Origin of the sequence: Pseudomonas guineae (assembly GCF_900113745.1) — a bacterium.
Taxonomy (GTDB): domain Bacteria; phylum Pseudomonadota; class Gammaproteobacteria; order Pseudomonadales; family Pseudomonadaceae; genus Aquipseudomonas; species Aquipseudomonas guineae.
Genome location: NZ_FOQL01000002.1, coordinates 130127 through 146810, shown reverse-complemented (window position 1 = coordinate 146810; position 16684 = coordinate 130127). Strand labels below are relative to the sequence as shown.

Annotated in this window: 15 protein-coding genes; 11 read left to right on the top strand and 4 right to left on the bottom strand. The window is 56.7% G+C overall.

Features of this window, described 5'->3' with window-relative positions; all coding sequences use genetic code 11:
* Window positions 1-306 precede the first annotated feature (306 nt).
* From BMZ32_RS19340 to BMZ32_RS09540, 5 genes are all read left to right on the top strand, one after another.
* Window positions 307-909 carry a hypothetical protein gene (locus BMZ32_RS19340; protein ID WP_139213953.1) on the top strand — a complete coding sequence of 201 codons (603 nt, stop codon included), beginning with the start codon at window positions 307-309 and terminating at the stop codon, window positions 907-909.
* Between the two features lie 339 nt (window positions 910-1248).
* The gene (locus BMZ32_RS09555; RefSeq protein ID WP_090241748.1) at window positions 1249-1680 is read left to right on the top strand and encodes a hypothetical protein; all 432 of its coding nucleotides are present in this window, start codon (window positions 1249-1251) and stop codon (window positions 1678-1680) included.
* A 619-nt stretch (window positions 1681-2299) separates the two neighbouring features.
* Complete coding sequence (locus BMZ32_RS09550) at window positions 2300-2602, top strand: hypothetical protein (RefSeq protein ID WP_090241747.1); 303 nt, start codon at window positions 2300-2302, stop codon at window positions 2600-2602.
* Window positions 2603-2760: 158 nt separating this feature from the next.
* A complete protein-coding gene (locus BMZ32_RS09545; RefSeq protein ID WP_090242096.1) occupies window positions 2761-3144 on the top strand; it encodes a hypothetical protein in 384 nt (127 codons plus the stop codon).
* 31 nt (window positions 3145-3175) lie between these two features.
* On the top strand, window positions 3176-4195 hold the full coding sequence (locus BMZ32_RS09540) for a hypothetical protein (RefSeq protein ID WP_090241746.1): 1020 nt from the start codon (window positions 3176-3178) through the stop codon (window positions 4193-4195).
* A 417-nt stretch (window positions 4196-4612) separates the two neighbouring features.
* Here the strand turns inward: BMZ32_RS09540 and BMZ32_RS09535 are convergent, their stop codons facing one another.
* Window positions 4613-5218 carry an arylesterase gene (locus tag BMZ32_RS09535; protein ID WP_090241745.1) on the bottom strand — a complete coding sequence of 202 codons (606 nt, stop codon included), beginning with the start codon at window positions 5216-5218 and terminating at the stop codon, window positions 4613-4615.
* Window positions 5219-5228: 10 nt separating this feature from the next.
* On the opposite strand from BMZ32_RS09535, the gene BMZ32_RS09530 reads away from it, so the two are divergent.
* From BMZ32_RS09530 to mnmC, 4 genes are all read left to right on the top strand, one after another.
* Window positions 5229-5912 carry an ABC transporter ATP-binding protein gene (locus BMZ32_RS09530; RefSeq protein ID WP_090241744.1) on the top strand — a complete coding sequence of 228 codons (684 nt, stop codon included), beginning with the start codon at window positions 5229-5231 and terminating at the stop codon, window positions 5910-5912.
* Window positions 5912-8416, top strand: a complete 2505-nt coding sequence (locus BMZ32_RS09525; protein WP_090241743.1) for an ABC transporter permease — start codon at window positions 5912-5914, stop codon at window positions 8414-8416. Before BMZ32_RS09530 ends, BMZ32_RS09525 begins: the two co-directional genes overlap by 1 nt.
* 214 nt (window positions 8417-8630) lie before the next feature.
* Entirely contained in the window at window positions 8631-9128 is a 498-nt protein-coding gene (gene greB / locus BMZ32_RS09520) for a transcription elongation factor GreB (protein WP_090241742.1), read from the top strand.
* A gap of 11 nt (window positions 9129-9139) precedes the next feature.
* Window positions 9140-11119, top strand: coding sequence for a bifunctional tRNA (5-methylaminomethyl-2-thiouridine)(34)-methyltransferase MnmC2/FAD-dependent 5-carboxymethylaminomethyl-2-thiouridine(34) oxidoreductase MnmC1 (mnmC, locus tag BMZ32_RS09515; protein WP_090241741.1), 1980 nt, complete (start codon window positions 9140-9142; stop codon window positions 11117-11119).
* A gap of 130 nt (window positions 11120-11249) precedes the next feature.
* Here the strand turns inward: mnmC and rlmKL are convergent, their stop codons facing one another.
* Window positions 11250-13523, bottom strand: coding sequence for a bifunctional 23S rRNA (guanine(2069)-N(7))-methyltransferase RlmK/23S rRNA (guanine(2445)-N(2))-methyltransferase RlmL (gene rlmKL, locus BMZ32_RS09510; protein WP_090241740.1), 2274 nt, complete (start codon window positions 13521-13523; stop codon window positions 11250-11252).
* A 423-nt stretch (window positions 13524-13946) separates the two neighbouring features.
* Between rlmKL and rmf the strand changes: the two genes are divergently transcribed.
* Complete coding sequence (gene rmf, locus BMZ32_RS09505) at window positions 13947-14162, top strand: ribosome modulation factor (protein WP_090241739.1); 216 nt, start codon at window positions 13947-13949, stop codon at window positions 14160-14162.
* An 82-nt stretch (window positions 14163-14244) separates the two neighbouring features.
* On the opposite strand, the gene BMZ32_RS09500 is transcribed toward rmf, so the two are convergent.
* Window positions 14245-15279 carry a quinone-dependent dihydroorotate dehydrogenase gene (locus BMZ32_RS09500; RefSeq protein ID WP_090241738.1) on the bottom strand — a complete coding sequence of 345 codons (1035 nt, stop codon included), beginning with the start codon at window positions 15277-15279 and terminating at the stop codon, window positions 14245-14247.
* Between the two features lie 80 nt (window positions 15280-15359).
* On the bottom strand, window positions 15360-15581 hold the full coding sequence (locus tag BMZ32_RS09495; protein ID WP_090241737.1) for a DUF2835 domain-containing protein: 222 nt from the start codon (window positions 15579-15581) through the stop codon (window positions 15360-15362).
* A 149-nt stretch (window positions 15582-15730) separates the two neighbouring features.
* Between BMZ32_RS09495 and BMZ32_RS09490 the strand changes: the two genes are divergently transcribed.
* Window positions 15731-16609, top strand: coding sequence for a DUF6685 family protein (locus BMZ32_RS09490; protein WP_090241736.1), 879 nt, complete (start codon window positions 15731-15733; stop codon window positions 16607-16609).
* Window positions 16610-16684: the final 75 nt, after the last annotated feature.

Below are 16684 nucleotides of genomic sequence, written 5' to 3'. Positions count from 1 at the left end.
TAGGGTCAATACTCGACGCTGATAACCGGTAGAAAGAGTCCAAAATTGTGTATTGACTCAAAGCGCGCCCTACCATGACGTGCAAACTCAAGCTCTGAATGCGACTGAAACCTTATGATTAGAGATTGAGCTTTATGCCCAAACGTACAACTACATCCAGCAAGTCCAGTATAAGCGCGGTGCTTCTCAAGGCGTTTAAGATTCGAACTTTACCAGCAAGCTTACCGAACCAAATCTGTTCGCAGATTGAAAGCCTTCTGGTATAAAGGCTACACACCCTCCAATCACCAGCATAAAGGGACTTTAATGAGACCTCTTTTTTTAATTGCAGTATCTATTACCGCAGCCGCATGCACACAGTCAGCAAGCGCTGAATACATCACCAAAAGCCATTTCACCAAAAATTATAAGTGCATTGTTAAAGAGTCAGGTGGTTATAACCATACCCAATCAGGACATCAATTAACTAAATTCATAGACCGTAATGAGTTTTTCCTTACTCATATTTCCAGGCTACCCCTTAGATCGGTCAGCCAAATGCGTAACCCGAGCATTGTGGGTGCATTTAATGGTAACGAAGCTTTAATTCGGGCAGATGCAGAAGAAGCATTTTCAGAGTTTACAAACGCACAAGCATCCGGGTATCGAATTGAAAGCGGGACCTATTACCTCAGAGATTCAACCCGCGACCCAATGCTTAGTCCTGACGTGCTTTCCACCTGTGAGGCCTTCGGGAAGGAGGGTGAACTGCAACAGATTTCTTGCGACCGTATCATGTCAAAATTTGATTTTATTCCTAATACTGGACGTTTTATGGTTACCACCGAAGGAAACTGGACTACCTATGAAAATGGAACACCTGATTCATCTGTTTTCGAATTTGGGACTTGCAAGGAATACTACGATTAACTAATTTAATTAACTTTTAGTGTTAGACGATATCCGTGCGCTGACTTAGACCCATCTGACCACCGATTATATTTCATTACTTCGCATATCTACTGTCGTCGGACAGCCTCTTCTGGCACTCCCCCCCGCAATTACGGCTTGTTTTGATCAGGAAGAATGCGCATGACCGCCACGAATTAAATCAATATATTAATCAACAGCCTTGTAAGTGTAATTCCATATTTAAGACCTAAGTAAAACCCTTGTGTAGGGGCGTCAAGAAAGCATTAAAAACCCTCACTAACAGGCGGACATACGCCAAATTCTGGACGAGCCAAAAACCTACAGAGGACATTCAAAATGAACGCACACACAGGTCAAGAAGAAGTTGAGCCCACCATCACAGCGGATACTCGCGATGATCTTCAGAAGATTATGAGCTCAATGCGCGAGGTTGAAGCCCAGCTTGACGATTTACAAGCAACCCATTTGGGACACAGATTGATTACCCTCGCGCGCGAGGCAGCTGTGAAGGCTGGTAAAGCTGAGGGGATGGAGCTTGTTGAGATGTTTGAGTTGTCCGAAGAGCGAGAAAAGCTGAATAAAGATGCACGCTCACTTCTCCGGGCCTGGACTGCTTCTTGGGGCCCTGAGGAGCTTGAAATAAAGCTCGAATTGTTCTCCATAAACTCAATTACAGGGCTGAAGGCATCGCGCCGCCTGGTTGACCACTACAACGAGGTACTGGGTGCGTTTGAGACAGCTTCTAACTTAAGTGAGCCTAAGAGCTGAGGACCTCAAAAGACTTGTCGCCACGGCCCCTACAAAAACCCTCACTAATAGGAGGGCGGGCCAAAAGTCCAAACTCAATTTCTACCGGGCCTCACAAGGGCCTGACTTGAGACTACCGAGTGCCAAGCGCGACCTGTTCGCCAACGCTCAACCGTTCCCAGTAAGCCGACCATGCGTCGGGCTCCAGTAGAAAGGAGCGGACATTGATATTGCTGACCACAAGGGAAACCTGGGACAGCCTTGCACGGACCTGGGGCCTACGTGTATTGCTCAATGTTCACGGGGGCCTCTACCTAAAGATTACTAAGAGTCTCCTTTGGGATGGTCTTCTTATTAGTCTTTTAATCAATCTTTTAACTTTAGGTTTTACCTAAGGCCCTTGGTTGTCTCCACGCTTGGGACAGGTCATTACTGACCATGATCCTGATCACTTTGAGAGCAACTCTCAGCCAACCTTGATGACCACTGACAGCTTCGCGGCTGGGTCTCCCGCTTCACCAACTCCAGGCCATCTTTGGTCGAGCCCTTCATGCCACATCCGATGCCCTGTCATGGGGGCCTTGGAGGTCGGACCGTGGGCGCGACTTGAGGGGCTCCACCAAAGAGGAAACCATGAATAATGAGATACCGCCTGATCCCACACCCCGGCACTGCCAGTGACCTTGTGGACCGGCTCAGTGCCGCCCTGGATACACCCAAAGCCTACCGTGTATTCCATGGGGCAAAGAGTGCCTACCGGACAAACAAGAAGTTCACTCTGGCGTCCTTTATGGCGTATCTAAGAAATGACTTGAAGCTCCATCAATCCGAGGAGCTTGAAGCCATCCTGGAGCGTGCCAGCATGGACTTCCATGAGGCCATGCAGCTACCTGTCAAATTCGATATGTCCAAACCCCGCAACACCCCAAGCAATAAACCCTGAGCAGCACTCAGGTAATCAAACCGCCCACCGCTGGGCACCCTAAACCAAGAATCCATAGATCAACCTCCAGGGTCGGCGTGTCTACGTCTCCTGTGTGTCTTGTCGCGCCTGCCGTGCGGACTGGAGGTTGATCTATGGGCAAAGGAGATACCTACCCCATGAAAATCAATATCAATGCTGTAACTCCCAACACTGTGGACATCCATGGCCAGACCGTAACCCGTGAGTATGCCGAGCGGGTCCTACTGCCGCTCCTGGTGGCCTCCAAGGGGGAGAACCATTCGGGGATCATTCAGGTAGTCCAGGCATTCGCTGAGGCTGACTTGAGCCTGGAAGCCGTACCCCATGCATCCCGAATCTATCAGGGCCACCTGTATCAGCAGAGCCAAGAAAAGGCCCGCTTGGCTGCTGAGGCTGCGGCTAATGCTGAGCGTTGCCGTGAGCCATCCGCCCAGGAACTCGCCGAGTACCACGCTGAGAAAGAGCGCCGTGCTGCTGCCATCCGTGCCCATGGTGCCGCCATCCGTGCTGCCCGTGGCTGACCCAATCCACCACATATAGGAGTTACACCCAATGAAACCTTTTCAGTACAAGAAACCCGATAGCGTCTACGTCCAAAGCGTCAGCACTTCCCATGGCACCGAGAGCACCCAAGTGTCTTTCCACTCCTCTGACATCCGCCCAGAACACATGGCGGCCTCTGACCCCTTGGTCTACGCCGAAGCCATGTATGAGGCTGCTAATGAGCACCTGAATGGTGACGAATGGCGAGAGGTAATGAATGAAGTTTTCCCGTCTGAAGTGCGCCCCTATGGCTCCCAGCCGACCTCCCCTCAGATTGCCTTAATGGCTGATCGCTCAGTTACTTTTGACCCCCGCCAGACCTATAACGGTCGCACGGTGGCTAAGGGTTCCGCTGTGGCTGGCTCGCTGATCACCATGGAGGCCCCTGAGGTCGGAATCCTTGTGTCTGCCCGCGTGTCCATCCTTGACCATCATGTCCAGTTTGGATTCACCGCAAACAGCATGGCGCAGACTGGCGATAAGGTCCTGAGTGACCTGGAGCTGACTCTGGCCGGTAAGATTGCCGAGAGCCTGGAGGGTCAACCTTCAGTCTCCAAGGTCTACGCTGGGGCTCTGAGTGGCACTCCTGCTGCCCAGGCTGAAGACTTCCTGGACATCCTGGCTACCCATCTGGACACCTACTGGGGCCGTGATGTCTCAGAGTTTGGCGTTCTGATCCCTGTGGCCCTTCGCCCAATGCTTAACCGTGCTGCCCAAAGGGCTGGCCTGGGTGACATTGACGACTTGGTTGGAACTCGTGTCCAGGTCTACAGCGGCGCTGACCGTGGGGTCTTCTTGGTCCCTAAAGGCTTCGCCATGCTGTCCTTCCGAGAAGACAAAGACGGGGACGTGTGGCGGCTTGAGCTGACCCGTAATAGCTCCACCCTGAGCTGGGACCTTGAGGTCTCCGCAGTGGTGGACGTTATGGCTACCGCTATGGTCGAAGCGAAGCTGGACGGCTCCGACTGGGAGACCACTACAGTAGTCCTGCCGATCATCAAGCAGATTGTCCTGAGTGACGCCCCTTAAGCGTCTATGAGCTGCACCAAGAGGTTGGAGGGGATGGTAATCATCACCACCCTCCCACCATAAAGGAATGAGTCCTGGGTCAACCTGGGGCCGTCCTACTAAGTCTAAAGCCGACATCTGGCAGACATTGATTCTCCCCTGAAGCTCTGGGTCCCCTTATGGGTCCTGGGGCTTCTTTTTGTAATAACCGACCATTTTAGTAGGACTTATTATTGGCTTTGAGAATCCGAGAGAAAAATCCGAGGCCTCATCTAATAACCAAGCCATAGCGGAAACCCCCGTAGGGGTCCCCCAGAGGACTTAGCGAAGGCTTCAGAGCCGAGCCCTTGAGTGGGACAAAGCTGTTACAAACTCAGTAGACAGGGCAGCCCTGGGCTTCCTATGATGGAACCCTTCCTGACCTCCTCAGGGATTACTTCAGAGCAACGGCTTCAGCTTAGGCCATACGTTATCGAGTAACCGAGGCTGAGCTTCAGCAGTAGGGTGAATCCCATCACTCTGCATCATGGAAGGCACGCCACCTATGCCCTCCAGCACGAAAGGCACCAACGCTGAGCCAGTCTCATTGGCCACTTTGGGGAACACTTCGGCGAAAGCAGTGGTGTAGCGCACACCGTAATTAGGCGGTAGTTGCATCCCCAAAATCAGCACTTTGGCACCTATCTTTTGTGACTGCTGAACCATAGCCGCAAGGTTTTGTTGCAATTGCGCAGGCGGTTGACCACGCAGACCATCGTTACCGCCCAGTTCGATAATTACCAGCTCAGGCTGATGCTCTGTAAGTAACGCAGGCAGCCGTGCGGCACCGCCTGCGCTGGTATCACCACTGATTGAGGCGTTGACCACTTGGTGGTCAAAATTCTGCTCAATCAGGCGTTTTTCCAACAAAGTGACCCAGCCCTGGCGGGTATCCAGGCCAAAAGCCGCGCTGATACTATCGCCGACTACCAGCACGGTACCCGCGAACGCCGCAGGGCCCCACAGCAGCAGGCTTAGGGCTGTACCGATCAACCACGTACGCATTGGATTCTCCATGAGCTCAAGTATTCTCACCGCGCGAAACCTTAGCAAAGTGGTTACCAGCACGGAAGGCGAGCTAACCATACTCCATGATCTGTCGCTGGAGCTTATATCCGGTGACAGCCTGGCGATTGTCGGCCGCTCTGGTTCGGGCAAATCGACCTTGCTTGGCTTACTCGCCGGGCTAGATCTACCGAGTAGCGGCAGCGTTGTGCTGGCCGGTAACGACCTGGCTAGACTCGATGAAGACCAACGCGCCCGTGTGCGGGCCGAACATGTCGGTTTCGTCTTTCAGTCATTTCAATTACTCGACAGCTTGAATGCCCTGGAAAACGTCATGCTGCCGCTGGAGCTCGAGGGCCACGCCGATGCCCGTCAGCGCGCCCGCACCCTGCTGGAACGGGTTGGCCTGGGCCAGCGCCTGACCCATTACCCGCGTCAGTTGTCGGGCGGCGAACAGCAACGTGTCGCAATCGCCCGCGCTTTTGCTGCAGAGCCTGCAGTGCTGTTTGCCGACGAACCCACCGGCAATCTTGATAACCATACCGGCGAACGGATCAGTGATCTGCTGTTTGGGCTGAATAAAGAACAGGGTGCGACCCTGGTATTGGTTACTCACGACGAGCGCCTCGCGCATCGCTGCCAGCGCCTGATCCGCCTAGAAGGCGGCCATTTGGTCGATCACGTGGAACCCTGATGAACCATCTGCCGTTTACCCGCCTGCTGTCGCTGGCCAGCCGCCAGTTACTGCGTGATGCCCGCGCCGGTGAGCTGCGCGTATTGTTCTTCGCGCTGCTGATCGCCGTCGCCGCCAGCACGGCCATCGGTTATTTCAGCACCCGCCTGAACGACGGCATGTTGCTGCGTGCCACCGAGTTTCTTGCCGCAGATTTACGCCTGACCGGCAGCTCACCCAGTGCTCCCGAGCAAATCAGCAATGGCAAGCAACTGGGGCTGGAACATGCCCAGTTAGTCGAGTTCTCCAGCGTGGTCGCCAGCGATGCCGGCATTCAACTGGCCAGCGTCAAAGCAGCGGATAGCGCCTACCCGCTGCGCGGTCAGCTGAAAAGCGCCGCTGCACTGTACGACACTGAGCAAGTCGGTCCCGGCCCGCAACCCGGCGAGGCCTGGGCCGAAGCCCGCCTGTTCGTCGCGCTCAACCTCAAGCCTGGCGACAGTATCGAGGTCGGCGCTAAAACCCTTCGTTTAAGCCGTGTACTGACATTTCTTCCGGATGAAGCCGGCGATTTCTACAGCCTGACGCCCCATCTGTTAATGCACCTCGATGACCTAGACGCCACCGGTGTAGTACAGCCCGGCAGTCGCGTGCGCTACCAGGAACTGTGGCGCGGCGACAGCGAAGCATTGACACAGTATCGCCAAAGCATCACTCCGACACTGGCACCCAACCAACGCTTGGAAGATGCCAAAGACGGCAATCGCCAGGTCGGCAACGCCTTAGGCCGGGCCGAACGCTACCTCAACCTCGCCAGCCTAGCCGCGGTGTTGCTGGCTGGCGTGGCCGTGGCGCTGTCAGCCGCACGCTTCGCCGCCAAACGTTTCGATGCCAGCGCGCTGCTGCGCTGCTTGGGGTTGTCACGTAAGCAGGCACTGGGCTTATTCAGCTTGCAATTGGCCCTACTAGGCATCACCGCCAGCCTGGCCGGCGCATTGCTGGGCTGGCTGGCCCAACTGACGCTCTTCAGCCTGCTACAAGACTTGCTGCCGGCGCAAATTCCACCGGGCGGCCTATGGCCCGCACTGGCAGGTATGGCGACCGGGTTGGTAGCCCTCGCCGGCTTTGCCTTACCGCCCTTGGCCGCATTGGGTCGCGTGCCGCCACTACGGGTACTGCGCCGTGACTTGCTACCCGTTCCAGTCAGTTCATGGCTGGTGTATGGCGCAGCCTTGCTGGCCCTTGGCCTGATCATGTGGCGTTTGAGTCTCGACCTGCAGCTGACACTCGCCTTACTCGGCGGCGGCTTGGTAACCGCCTTGTTGCTGGGAGGCCTACTGCTGCTCGGCCTACAGAGCCTGCGTCGACTGCTAGCCGGCGCGTCACTGCCTTGGCGCTTGGGCCTGGGCCAATTGTTGCGCCACCCACTCGCCGCAGCCGGTCAGTCGCTGGCCTTCGGCCTGATTATTCTGGCTATGGCGTTGATTGCCCTGCTACGCGGTGAGTTGCTCGATACCTGGCAGGATCAATTGCCTGAGCAAGCACCCAACCACTTCGCCCTGAATATCCTGCCGGCGGAAAAAGAGGCTTTCAGCACTCGCTTGAGCCAACTGTCGCCGCATCCTGCGCCGCTGTTCCCGGTGGTGCCGGGCCGCTTAGTCATGATCAATGGCGAACCTGTCAGGCAGATCGTCAGCAAGGAGTCCCAAGGTGAACGTGCGATTCGCCGCGACCTGAGCCTGACCTGGGCCGCCGATTTGCCCGCAGATAACACCCTCATCGCCGGCAGCTGGTGGGATGAAGTCAATACCAGTGAGCTGCCTGGCGTTTCGGTGGAGTCCGAGCTGGCCCAAAGCCTGCAGCTGAAACTGGGTGACCGTCTGAGCTTCAGCGTCGGCGGTCTCAACCGTGATGCCGTGGTCAACAGCCTGCGCGAGGTGGACTGGAATAACTTCCAACCCAACTTCTACATGATCTTCCAGCCTGGCACCCTGCAGGACCTGCCGGTGACCTACCTGACCAGTTTTTACCTGCCGCCGCAGTACGAAAAGCAACTGGTCGAACTGTCGCGCGCCTTCCCAGCCGTAACGCTGTTGCAGGTTGAAGCGTTGCTCGCGCAGCTGCGTAGCATCCTCGCCCAGGTCACGCTGGCCATCGAGTTCGTGTTGTTGTTCGTGCTGGCCGCCGGCCTCGCCGTGCTTTTCGCCGGACTGCAATCGACCCTAGATGAACGCATCCGCCAAGGCGCACTGCTGCGCGCCCTGGGTGCCGAACGAAAATTGCTGATCACAGCGCGCCGAGCTGAGTTCGGATTGCTCGGTGCATCAAGCGGGCTATTGGCCGCGGTTGGCTGCGAGTTGATCAGCTTTCTGCTTTATCGGTTTGCCTTTGACCTCAATTGGCAGCCGCATCCCTGGCTGCTCTTGCTGCCGTTGATCGGCGCCCTGCTGGTAGGCGGCGCTGGTGTTCTGGGGACACGTCGGGCGTTAAATGTCAGCCCGCTGACGGTGCTGCGCGAGGGCTGATAGACTCGCGCCTCTATTTTCTCAGCCGTCTAAAACCTGTTCAGCGTCTTGCGAGCGAGAGTTTTGCAGGGCGCCACGTTAATAACAGCCTCCGGCTGGTCAAAACGGCGACGATGCGCAGTGTGCTTTTGTACATGAGCATTCCGAGACGCCGCGTCCCGGCCAGTTTTTAACGCAGCAGGACCGACGCACAGCAGACGTTTACTAGGTTTTTATGAGCCGCTATCGCCCACCCCGCTCCGCCGGCACACCCTTGATCACCCCCGAAGGCGAGGCCCGCATGCGCGCTGAGCTGCATGAGCTTTGGCACGTGCGGCGTCCGCAAGTCACTCAGTCGGTTAGCGAGGCAGCCGCCCAGGGTGATCGCTCAGAGAACGCTGAGTACACCTATGGTAAAAAAATGCTGCGCGAGATCGACAGTCGTGTTCGCTTTTTAACCAAACGCTTAGAAAGCCTCAAGGTCGTCAGTACTCGCCCCAGCGACCCGGACAAGGTCTACTTCGGCGCCTGGGTGACGGTGGAAGATGAAGATGGCGTCGAGGCGCGCTACCGCATCATCGGCCCGGACGAGCTGGATCTGAAACTCAACTTAATCAGCATCGACTCCCCCCTGGCCCGTGCTCTGATCGGCAAAAGCCTGGATGCCGAGATACGGGTTCAAACCCCTACCGGCGAGAAGACCTGCTACATCGTTGCCATCGACTATCCGTGATTGAGCTAAACATGCCCCTTGCCTCAGACACCCAACACTCGCAAGCCAGTCTTGAATGGGATGAGCAGGGCCAACCCTTATCCAGCCAATTCGGCGATGTGTATTTCTCTAACGAGAATGGTTTGGCCGAAACCCGCTATGTGTTTCTTGCTAACAACCAACTGCCTGAGCGCTTCGCCGCGCTGCAAGCGCACGAGCATCTGGTCATTGGCGAAACCGGCTTCGGCACCGGGCTGAATTTTCTCTGCGCCTGGCAGTTATTCGAACAACAGGCTGTTACAGGTACCCGCCTGCATTTTATCAGCGTAGAAAAATACCCGCTGAACAAGGCCGATCTGCAGCGTGCGCTGGCCTTATGGCCAGAACTTGCGCCCTTCGCTGAGCAGTTGCTGAAGCAATACGTAGCCCTGCACCCAGGCTTTCAGCGCCTGGTGTTTGCCGACGGCCGTATCGTCCTCACCTTGTTGATTGGTGATGCACTGGAGCTGTTGGGGCAGTTGGACGCCAAGGTCGACGCCTGGTTTCTCGACGGCTTCGCCCCGGCGAAGAACCCCGACATGTGGACGCCCGAGCTGTTTACAGAGCTGGCCAGACTGTCCCACGTAAAGACCACACTAGGTACCTTTACCAGCACCGGCTATGTGCGCCGCCGCCTGAACGATGCTGGCTTCAAAATGAAGCGCGTCCCAGGCCTGGGGAAGAAATGGGAAGTGCTCAAGGGGATGTATGCCGGTGGCGCAGCAGAGCAGCAGAAGCCCTGGTTTGCCCGCACCGTACAACCCGACGGGGAACGCAGCGCGTTAGTCATTGGCGCAGGCCTGGCGGGCTGCGCCACTGCTGCCAGCCTGGCCCAACGCGGCTGGCAGGTTACCCTACTGGAACGCCATAACGCCATCGCCCAGGAAGCCTCGGGTAACCCGCAAGGGGTGCTTTATCTTAAGCTTTCAGCCCATCACACCACGCTGTCGCGCCTGATTGTCAGCGGCTATGGGCATACCCGCAGGCGGCTGGAAAGCCTGCAAAAAGGTACTGACTGGGATAACTGCGGCGTGCTGCAACTGGCCTTCGACAGCAAAGAGGCGCAGCGCCAAGCGCAGCTTGCAGCTGCCTTTCCGGCAGATCTGCTGCTGACGCTAGACCAAGCCGCCGCCGAGGGCAAAGCGGGCATTACCCTCCCTGCAGGTGGCCTGTTCTATCCCGATGCGGGCTGGGTGCATCCACCTGCTCTCTGCAAGTTGTTGAGCCAACATCCGAATATTCGCCTGCAACTGCATCAGGAAGCGTTGCAACTGCGCCGTGAAGGTGATCACTGGCAAGCCTGGAATGGCGAGCGATTGCTGGCCAGCGCTAACGTTGCAGTGCTGGCCAGCGCCGCCGAAATCAAGGCTTTCAGTCAGAGTGCCGGCCTGCCGCTTAAACGCATCCGCGGGCAGATCAGCCGTCTGCCTGCCACCCCAGCTAGCCGCGCACTTAGCACAGTAGTGTGCGCCGAAGGCTATGTCGCCCCGGCACGTTTGGATGAGCACACCCTAGGCGCAAGCTTTGACTTCAACAGTGACGACCTGGCACTGAAAAGCGCCGATCACGCTAGCAATCTGCAACTATTGGATGAAATTTCGCCAGCTCTGGCCGCCCAGCTTAACGTCACGCAATTAGACCCAGAGCACCTGCAAGGCCGCGCTGCGTTTCGCTGTACCAGCCCGGACTACCTGCCGATTGTCGGCCCTATAGCCGATGCGAAAACCTTTGCCGAGACTTATGCGGTCTTAAGCAAGGATGCCCGCCAGGTACCGGAAACACCCTGCCCCTGGCTGGATGGCTTGTATATCAATAGCGGGCATGGCTCACGCGGCCTGATCACCGCGCCTCTATCTGGCGAGCTGATCGCTGCATGGCTGAATAATGAACCGATGCCAGTGCCTGCCGATGTCGCGCAGGCCTGCCATCCCAATCGTTTTGCATTACGCACGTTGATCCGCAACAAATCCTAAGAATCTGCTCACGACCTGCTACGTTAAAAATAGGCTGAGGATGCTCATGTACAAAAACACACTACGCTTCCTCGCCTCTTTTTGCCTTGCATGGCTCTAGCTCAAAAGCTTGTGAGCAGACCTTACGGTATTAGCCGCGTAGGCTGATCCGCCAGGCGCGGTGAATTTTCTGATTGCGGGCGAAATCCGGATCAAGGGTCGACTCGCTGATTTCCTCAACCTGATAACGCGCTGCTAGGCTCGCATCGAGCTCGAACTTGCGGAAGTTATTGGAGAAATACAGCACTCCATCTTTAGTCAGGCGCGCCATTGCCAGGTCGAGCATCTGCACGTGGTCACGCTGAATATCGAAAATGCCTTCCATGCGTTTGGAGTTGGAGAAGGTTGGCGGGTCGATAAAAATCAACTCGTACTCGCCACGATCATCGGCCAGCCAGGTCATCACATCACCCTGCTCCAGCTTGTTCTTGTCCGAATAGCCATTGAGCGACAGGTTGCGCCGCGCCCAATCCAGATAGGTCTTCGACAGGTCAACACTGGTGGTGGTGCGAGCACCGCCCTTAGCCGCATGCACAGTAGCTGTAGCGGTGTAGCAGAACAGATTGAGGAAGCGCTTACCGGCGGCTTCCTTTTGAATACGCAAGCGCAGTGGACGGTGATCGAGGAACAGCCCGGTATCCAGGTAGTCGGTGAGGTTAACCAGCAACTTCACACCGCCCTCGCTGACTTCCAGAAACTCACCCTGAGTTGCCTGACGCTGGTACTGCTTAGTGCCGCTCTGACGCTCGCGGCGCTTGAGCACCACTTTGTTCTTGTCGACACCCAGCGTTTGCGGAATCGCTGCAATGGCGTCAAACATGCGGGCCTTGGCTTTTTCTGGATCAATTGACTTAGGCGCGGCATATTCCTGCACATGCACCCAATCGCCATACAAATCCACCGCCATGGAATATTCCGGCATGTCGGCGTCATACAGGCGGTAGCACTGCACATCCTCACGGCGCGCCCACTTACCGAGCTGTTTGAGGTTCTTCTGCAGGCGGTTGGCGAACATTTGTCCGCCTTCGCTCAAGCGCGCTAGCTCAACCACCGGAGCAGGGGCTACCGCAGGTTTGATCGGGTTGCCGTTCTTGTTGTACTGGCGCTCTTGCGGCTCAAGCGGTGCCTTATCGGCTTCCGCCTGTTCGCGCTCGCGCTCACGCTGCTCAGGCGTACGACGTTCACCAGTAACAAACTGCTCGGGCTGCACGTTAATCAGCAGCAGCTTGCAAGGCAGGGCGCCGTTCCAGAACGCATATTGTTTGTGGCTACGAATACCCATGCGCTTGCCAAGATCCGGCGCACCGGTAAATACCGCGGCCTCCCAGCCCATGCAGGCCTGACGCAGGCGCTCACCAAGGTTCTGATAGAGGTATAGCAGGCTCGCTTCATCGCCCAGACGCTCGCCATAGGGCGGATTACAGATCACCAAGCCTTTTTGGTGCTGATCCGGACGCGGCTCAAAGGTCGCCACTTCACCCTGATAGACCTTGATCCAGTGGCTTAGCCCAGCTCGGTCGATGTTATTACGTGCTGGCTGTATCAGCCGTGGATCAGCCTCATAGCCGCGAATCCACAGCGGCGGTTTGGCCATGCCAATTTCGGCGCGCTGCTGGGCTTCAGCTTGGAGCTTGTTCCATAAGGCTGGCACATGGCCCAGCCATTTACTAAAGCCCCACTGCTCGCGGGTCAGGTTCGGCGCCACATCGGCGGCGATCATTGCCGCTTCCACTAGGAAGGTACCGACACCGCACATTGGGTCAGCCAGCGCGCCGCCTTCAGCGGCAATGCGCGGCCAGCCAGCACGGATCAGCACGGCTGCCGCGAGGTTTTCTTTGAGCGGCGCCGCGCCCTGCTGCAAACGATAACCACGCTGGTGCAGGCTATGGCCAGACAGATCAAGAGAGAGAATCGCCTCACCGCGATCCAAGCGTAGGTGCACACGCATGTCTGGGTTGAGCTTGTCGACCGAGGGGCGCGTGCCGTCTTTCAAACGCAGCTTGTCGACAATACCGTCCTTAACCTTCAAAGCACCAAAATGGGTGTTATCAATCCCTGAACCATTGCCGCTGAATTCGACGGCTAGGCTGCCATTGGACTCCAGATGCTCGAACCAATCGACCTCAAGCACACCTTCATACAGGCTCTGAGCGTCTTGCACGCTGTAGCGTTTGAGCACCAATAGCACGCGATTGGCAAGGCGCGACCACAGGCACAAACGATAGGCCGTTTCCATGTTGGCCATGCCACGAATGGCCGAAGTGTGTTCACGTGCCTCTTCAAGGCCGAGGCTGCTGGCTTCTTCGAGCAGCAGACCTTCGAGGCCCTTAGGGCAAGTGAGAAAGAGTTCGTAACGTTCCGACATGGGAATTTCCAGTGCCTAAGGCAATCAACGGGGTGCCGCACAATCAGCACACCTAAAATAAGTGACAAAGCGTCTCAGCACGACACTTCGTCGGAATAAACAACAGTCTCAATCGCATTCCATTCGCGATAGCAAAACACCAGCATGACCAGCGTAGACGCCCACAGCATAGGTGCTTCGGCGTTAAACCAAGATGCCGGCATCGTCCTTATGGCTTGACCCTCGAAAATGTTACGGCCTTATGACGAAACGATCATTCACAGGCACCCGCGCATTGGTTAGAAATCACCTCAGGCCAACACTGCAATGGTGATGGCAAGGAGGCTCGCAACGCCGGCAGCGGACTCCGTAGGCAGTCTATTTCTGCCTGACCTTGCGACAAGGTCTAAGGGACATAACAGTCAACATTGAGGGCTTCACCCTATGAGAAGACTTAAGCGTGATCCGTTAGAAAGAGCTTTTTTGCGTGGTTATCAATACGGCATCAGCGGGAAATCCCGCGAGCTCTGCCCCTTCACCCTCCCCTCTGTCCGCCAAGCTTGGTTGAACGGCTGGCGCGAAGGCCGCGGTGACAACTGGGACGGCATGACCGGCGCCGCCGGCATCCATCGACTTAACGAACTTCACGCAGTCGGCTGATTCAGGAACCTACCGACTTCACCAAGCACGCTCCATCCGAGCGGCGGGCGCGAGCCCAGGGGCTCCTTCAGGGAGCCCTTTTTTATCTCTGCACTTTATGCGGTAACGCGGCGATGGCATCGACCGCTTCGCGAATCAACGCCGGCCCTTTGTAAATAAACCCCGAATAAATCTGCACCAAGCTGGCACCGGCCGCGATCTTCTCGGCTGCATGCTTGCCTTCGGTAATACCGCCCACCGCAATGATCGGCAAACGACCTTTGAGCTCACTGGCCAGCACCTGAACAATGTGAGTGCTCTTGTCACGCACTGGTGCACCAGAAAGACCACCGGCCTCATCGGCACATTCCAGACCATGTACACCTTCGCGGCTCAAAGTAGTGTTGGTGGCAATCACTGCATCCATATCGGCTTCAACCAGCGCATTAGCAACCTCGACGGTTTCTTCATCGCTCATGTCCGGCGCAATTTTGATCGCCAGCGGTACACGCTTGCCATGCTGCGCAGCCAAGTCTTCTTGACGCTGGCGCAGGGCCTCGAGCAATTGCTTGAGCGAATCACCAAACTGCAGGCTGCGCAGCCCTGGGGTGTTGGGCGAGCTAACGTTGACGGTGACGTAGCTGGCATGCTGGTAGACCTTGTCCAGGCACAGCAGATAATCATCCACTGCATTCTCGACCGGGGTATCGAAGTTCTTGCCAATGTTGATGCCCAGCACGCCCTTGTATTTAGCCGCCTGTACCCGAGCCAGAAGATGATCAACACCGTGGTTGTTAAAGCCCATGCGATTGATAATGGCTTCGGCTTCAGGCAAACGGAACAAGCGCGGCTTTGGGTTACCCGGCTGCGGACGCGGCGTCACGGTACCGATCTCAACAAAACCAAAGCCCAGCTGAGCAAAGCCATCAATGGCGTCGCCGTTCTTGTCCAGCCCGGCAGCCAACCCGACCGGGTTAGGGAATTCCAGTCCCATCACCTTAACCGGCAGAACAGCTGGGCTCTTGGTCAGTAAACCGTTAAGCCCCAAACGACCGCCGGCACCGATCAGGTCGATGGACAGTTCGTGGGAGGCTTCAGGGGACAGTTTGAACAACAGCTCGCGGGCCAGGGTATACATGGGCAGGCTTAGCTCGATAAAGTTACAAAGGACGCGATTATAGCTGGCTGCGTACCTGATAGGCGAGGCACACGGCAGTATCAGCCCAAACGGCGCAGGCTAAGCAACGCACCGGTCGCGCTGAACTCAAGCGCGAAGGAACCATAGATACCGTCATGGGTCAGAAATGGCCGGAAATGGTGAGCTGGCACACTGACACTCCGCCCATCGCGACTTTGCACTAATATGCGGCTGGCACGCCCTTGATAGACCACACGCATGCGCTCGGCCGATAACGCGATATCAAACACCAGACTGGGCATGGAGGCACCTTTGCAACTGACTGCAGCAATCTTGCCATACGCCGCGCTGCGGCTCTTGAAAAAACCTGTCGGAACGGCCGATAAAGCTTGTGCAGTGCTTAGCGGGCTCTGCCAAACTAGCAATGGTGATTTCGGAGTTAGTACCTGCCATGAGTCTGTCTGAGCAGCCCTCTACCCTCAGCTCACGCATCGGTGCCCTAGCGCAACGGCTAGGCCTTATTGGCCGTGGGCAACGCCAGATACTCGAACGCGCCAGCCAGCTGCGTCTGCCTTTCAGCCCTCTGCCGCAACTGCGTGAAAGCATCTGCTGGCAAGACGGTCCTCAGCTACAACGTCTGATCGACCTACCACGCAACGCGCTCTCCGGTCCGGTTCAGGAAGACAAGGCGCAGGCACATGCCATGCTCGTGCGCGTTATTGAGACGCACGAGCAACAGCTCTCATCGTTCGACCTGCGCATGATCGATGGCCTATTGACCTGTAACCCTCTGCAAGCCAACCACGCCAGCTTCGAGGCTTTCGCCGCCAGCGAGCTCTGCCGCCAGGTACGCATCATCAGCTACAAAGACTTCGTTAAATCCATTAGCCAAGCCTTACCGCGCTTTCTCGCAGGTGAACGCATCACCCTGCGTCAAGCCAGCTGGCGTGGTGATCGGGTGTTCTGGGCCGGCGAGCACCATAGCGAGGCTTTCGCCTGCGCCATTGCCTACGCCCGTCGACGTGAGCTTGAAGTCAATCTACCGGCTGAACTCAGCAGCTACCGCTTGAGCGAGCAAGGCCTCAGCAACCTGCAGCAGCACTATCACGTACTGGGCATGCCCAATGCTGCTTGGAGTGACCCTGCTTTTATGGCGCTGCTGCTGGATAACGGCCTGCCCTATTCGCGCCTTTCTTTAATGGGGGCTCCGGGCTCACCGGAGTTTCTGCTGCTGCCCAAACACTCCAGTGAAGCCACGGCCCTGGGCGAAGGGCTACGCCTGGCGGGTGCGCCGGATGTGGTGGGGTATCTGCAACAGTTGCAGTCCTAATCTGCCATACCCTTGCCCCACGCTATGTTGCTCACAGCTACCCCCCAGTGAATCCAGCAACCTACGTGCAAACAG

What these genes read in the sequence shown, in the direction of transcription:
- BMZ32_RS19340 (WP_139213953.1), top strand. Translation starts at nt 307, where the DNA reads ATGAGACCTCTTTTTTTAATTGCAGTATCTATTACCGCAGCCGCATGC.
- BMZ32_RS09555 (WP_090241748.1), top strand. Translation starts at nt 1,249, where the DNA reads ATGAACGCACACACAGGTCAAGAAGAAGTTGAGCCCACCATCACAGCG.
- BMZ32_RS09550 (WP_090241747.1), top strand. Translation starts at nt 2,300, where the DNA reads ATGAGATACCGCCTGATCCCACACCCCGGCACTGCCAGTGACCTTGTG.
- BMZ32_RS09545 (WP_090242096.1), top strand. Translation starts at nt 2,761, where the DNA reads ATGAAAATCAATATCAATGCTGTAACTCCCAACACTGTGGACATCCAT.
- BMZ32_RS09540 (WP_090241746.1), top strand. Translation starts at nt 3,176, where the DNA reads ATGAAACCTTTTCAGTACAAGAAACCCGATAGCGTCTACGTCCAAAGC.
- BMZ32_RS09535 (WP_090241745.1), bottom strand. Translation starts at nt 5,218, where the DNA reads ATGCGTACGTGGTTGATCGGTACAGCCCTAAGCCTGCTGCTGTGGGGC.
- BMZ32_RS09530 (WP_090241744.1), top strand. Translation starts at nt 5,229, where the DNA reads ATGAGCTCAAGTATTCTCACCGCGCGAAACCTTAGCAAAGTGGTTACC.
- BMZ32_RS09525 (WP_090241743.1), top strand. Translation starts at nt 5,912, where the DNA reads ATGAACCATCTGCCGTTTACCCGCCTGCTGTCGCTGGCCAGCCGCCAG.
- greB (WP_090241742.1), top strand. Translation starts at nt 8,631, where the DNA reads ATGAGCCGCTATCGCCCACCCCGCTCCGCCGGCACACCCTTGATCACC.
- mnmC (WP_090241741.1), top strand. Translation starts at nt 9,140, where the DNA reads ATGCCCCTTGCCTCAGACACCCAACACTCGCAAGCCAGTCTTGAATGG.
- rlmKL (WP_090241740.1), bottom strand. Translation starts at nt 13,523, where the DNA reads ATGTCGGAACGTTACGAACTCTTTCTCACTTGCCCTAAGGGCCTCGAA.
- rmf (WP_090241739.1), top strand. Translation starts at nt 13,947, where the DNA reads ATGAGAAGACTTAAGCGTGATCCGTTAGAAAGAGCTTTTTTGCGTGGT.
- BMZ32_RS09500 (WP_090241738.1), bottom strand. Translation starts at nt 15,279, where the DNA reads ATGTATACCCTGGCCCGCGAGCTGTTGTTCAAACTGTCCCCTGAAGCC.
- BMZ32_RS09495 (WP_090241737.1), bottom strand. Translation starts at nt 15,581, where the DNA reads ATGCCCAGTCTGGTGTTTGATATCGCGTTATCGGCCGAGCGCATGCGT.
- BMZ32_RS09490 (WP_090241736.1), top strand. Translation starts at nt 15,731, where the DNA reads ATGAGTCTGTCTGAGCAGCCCTCTACCCTCAGCTCACGCATCGGTGCC.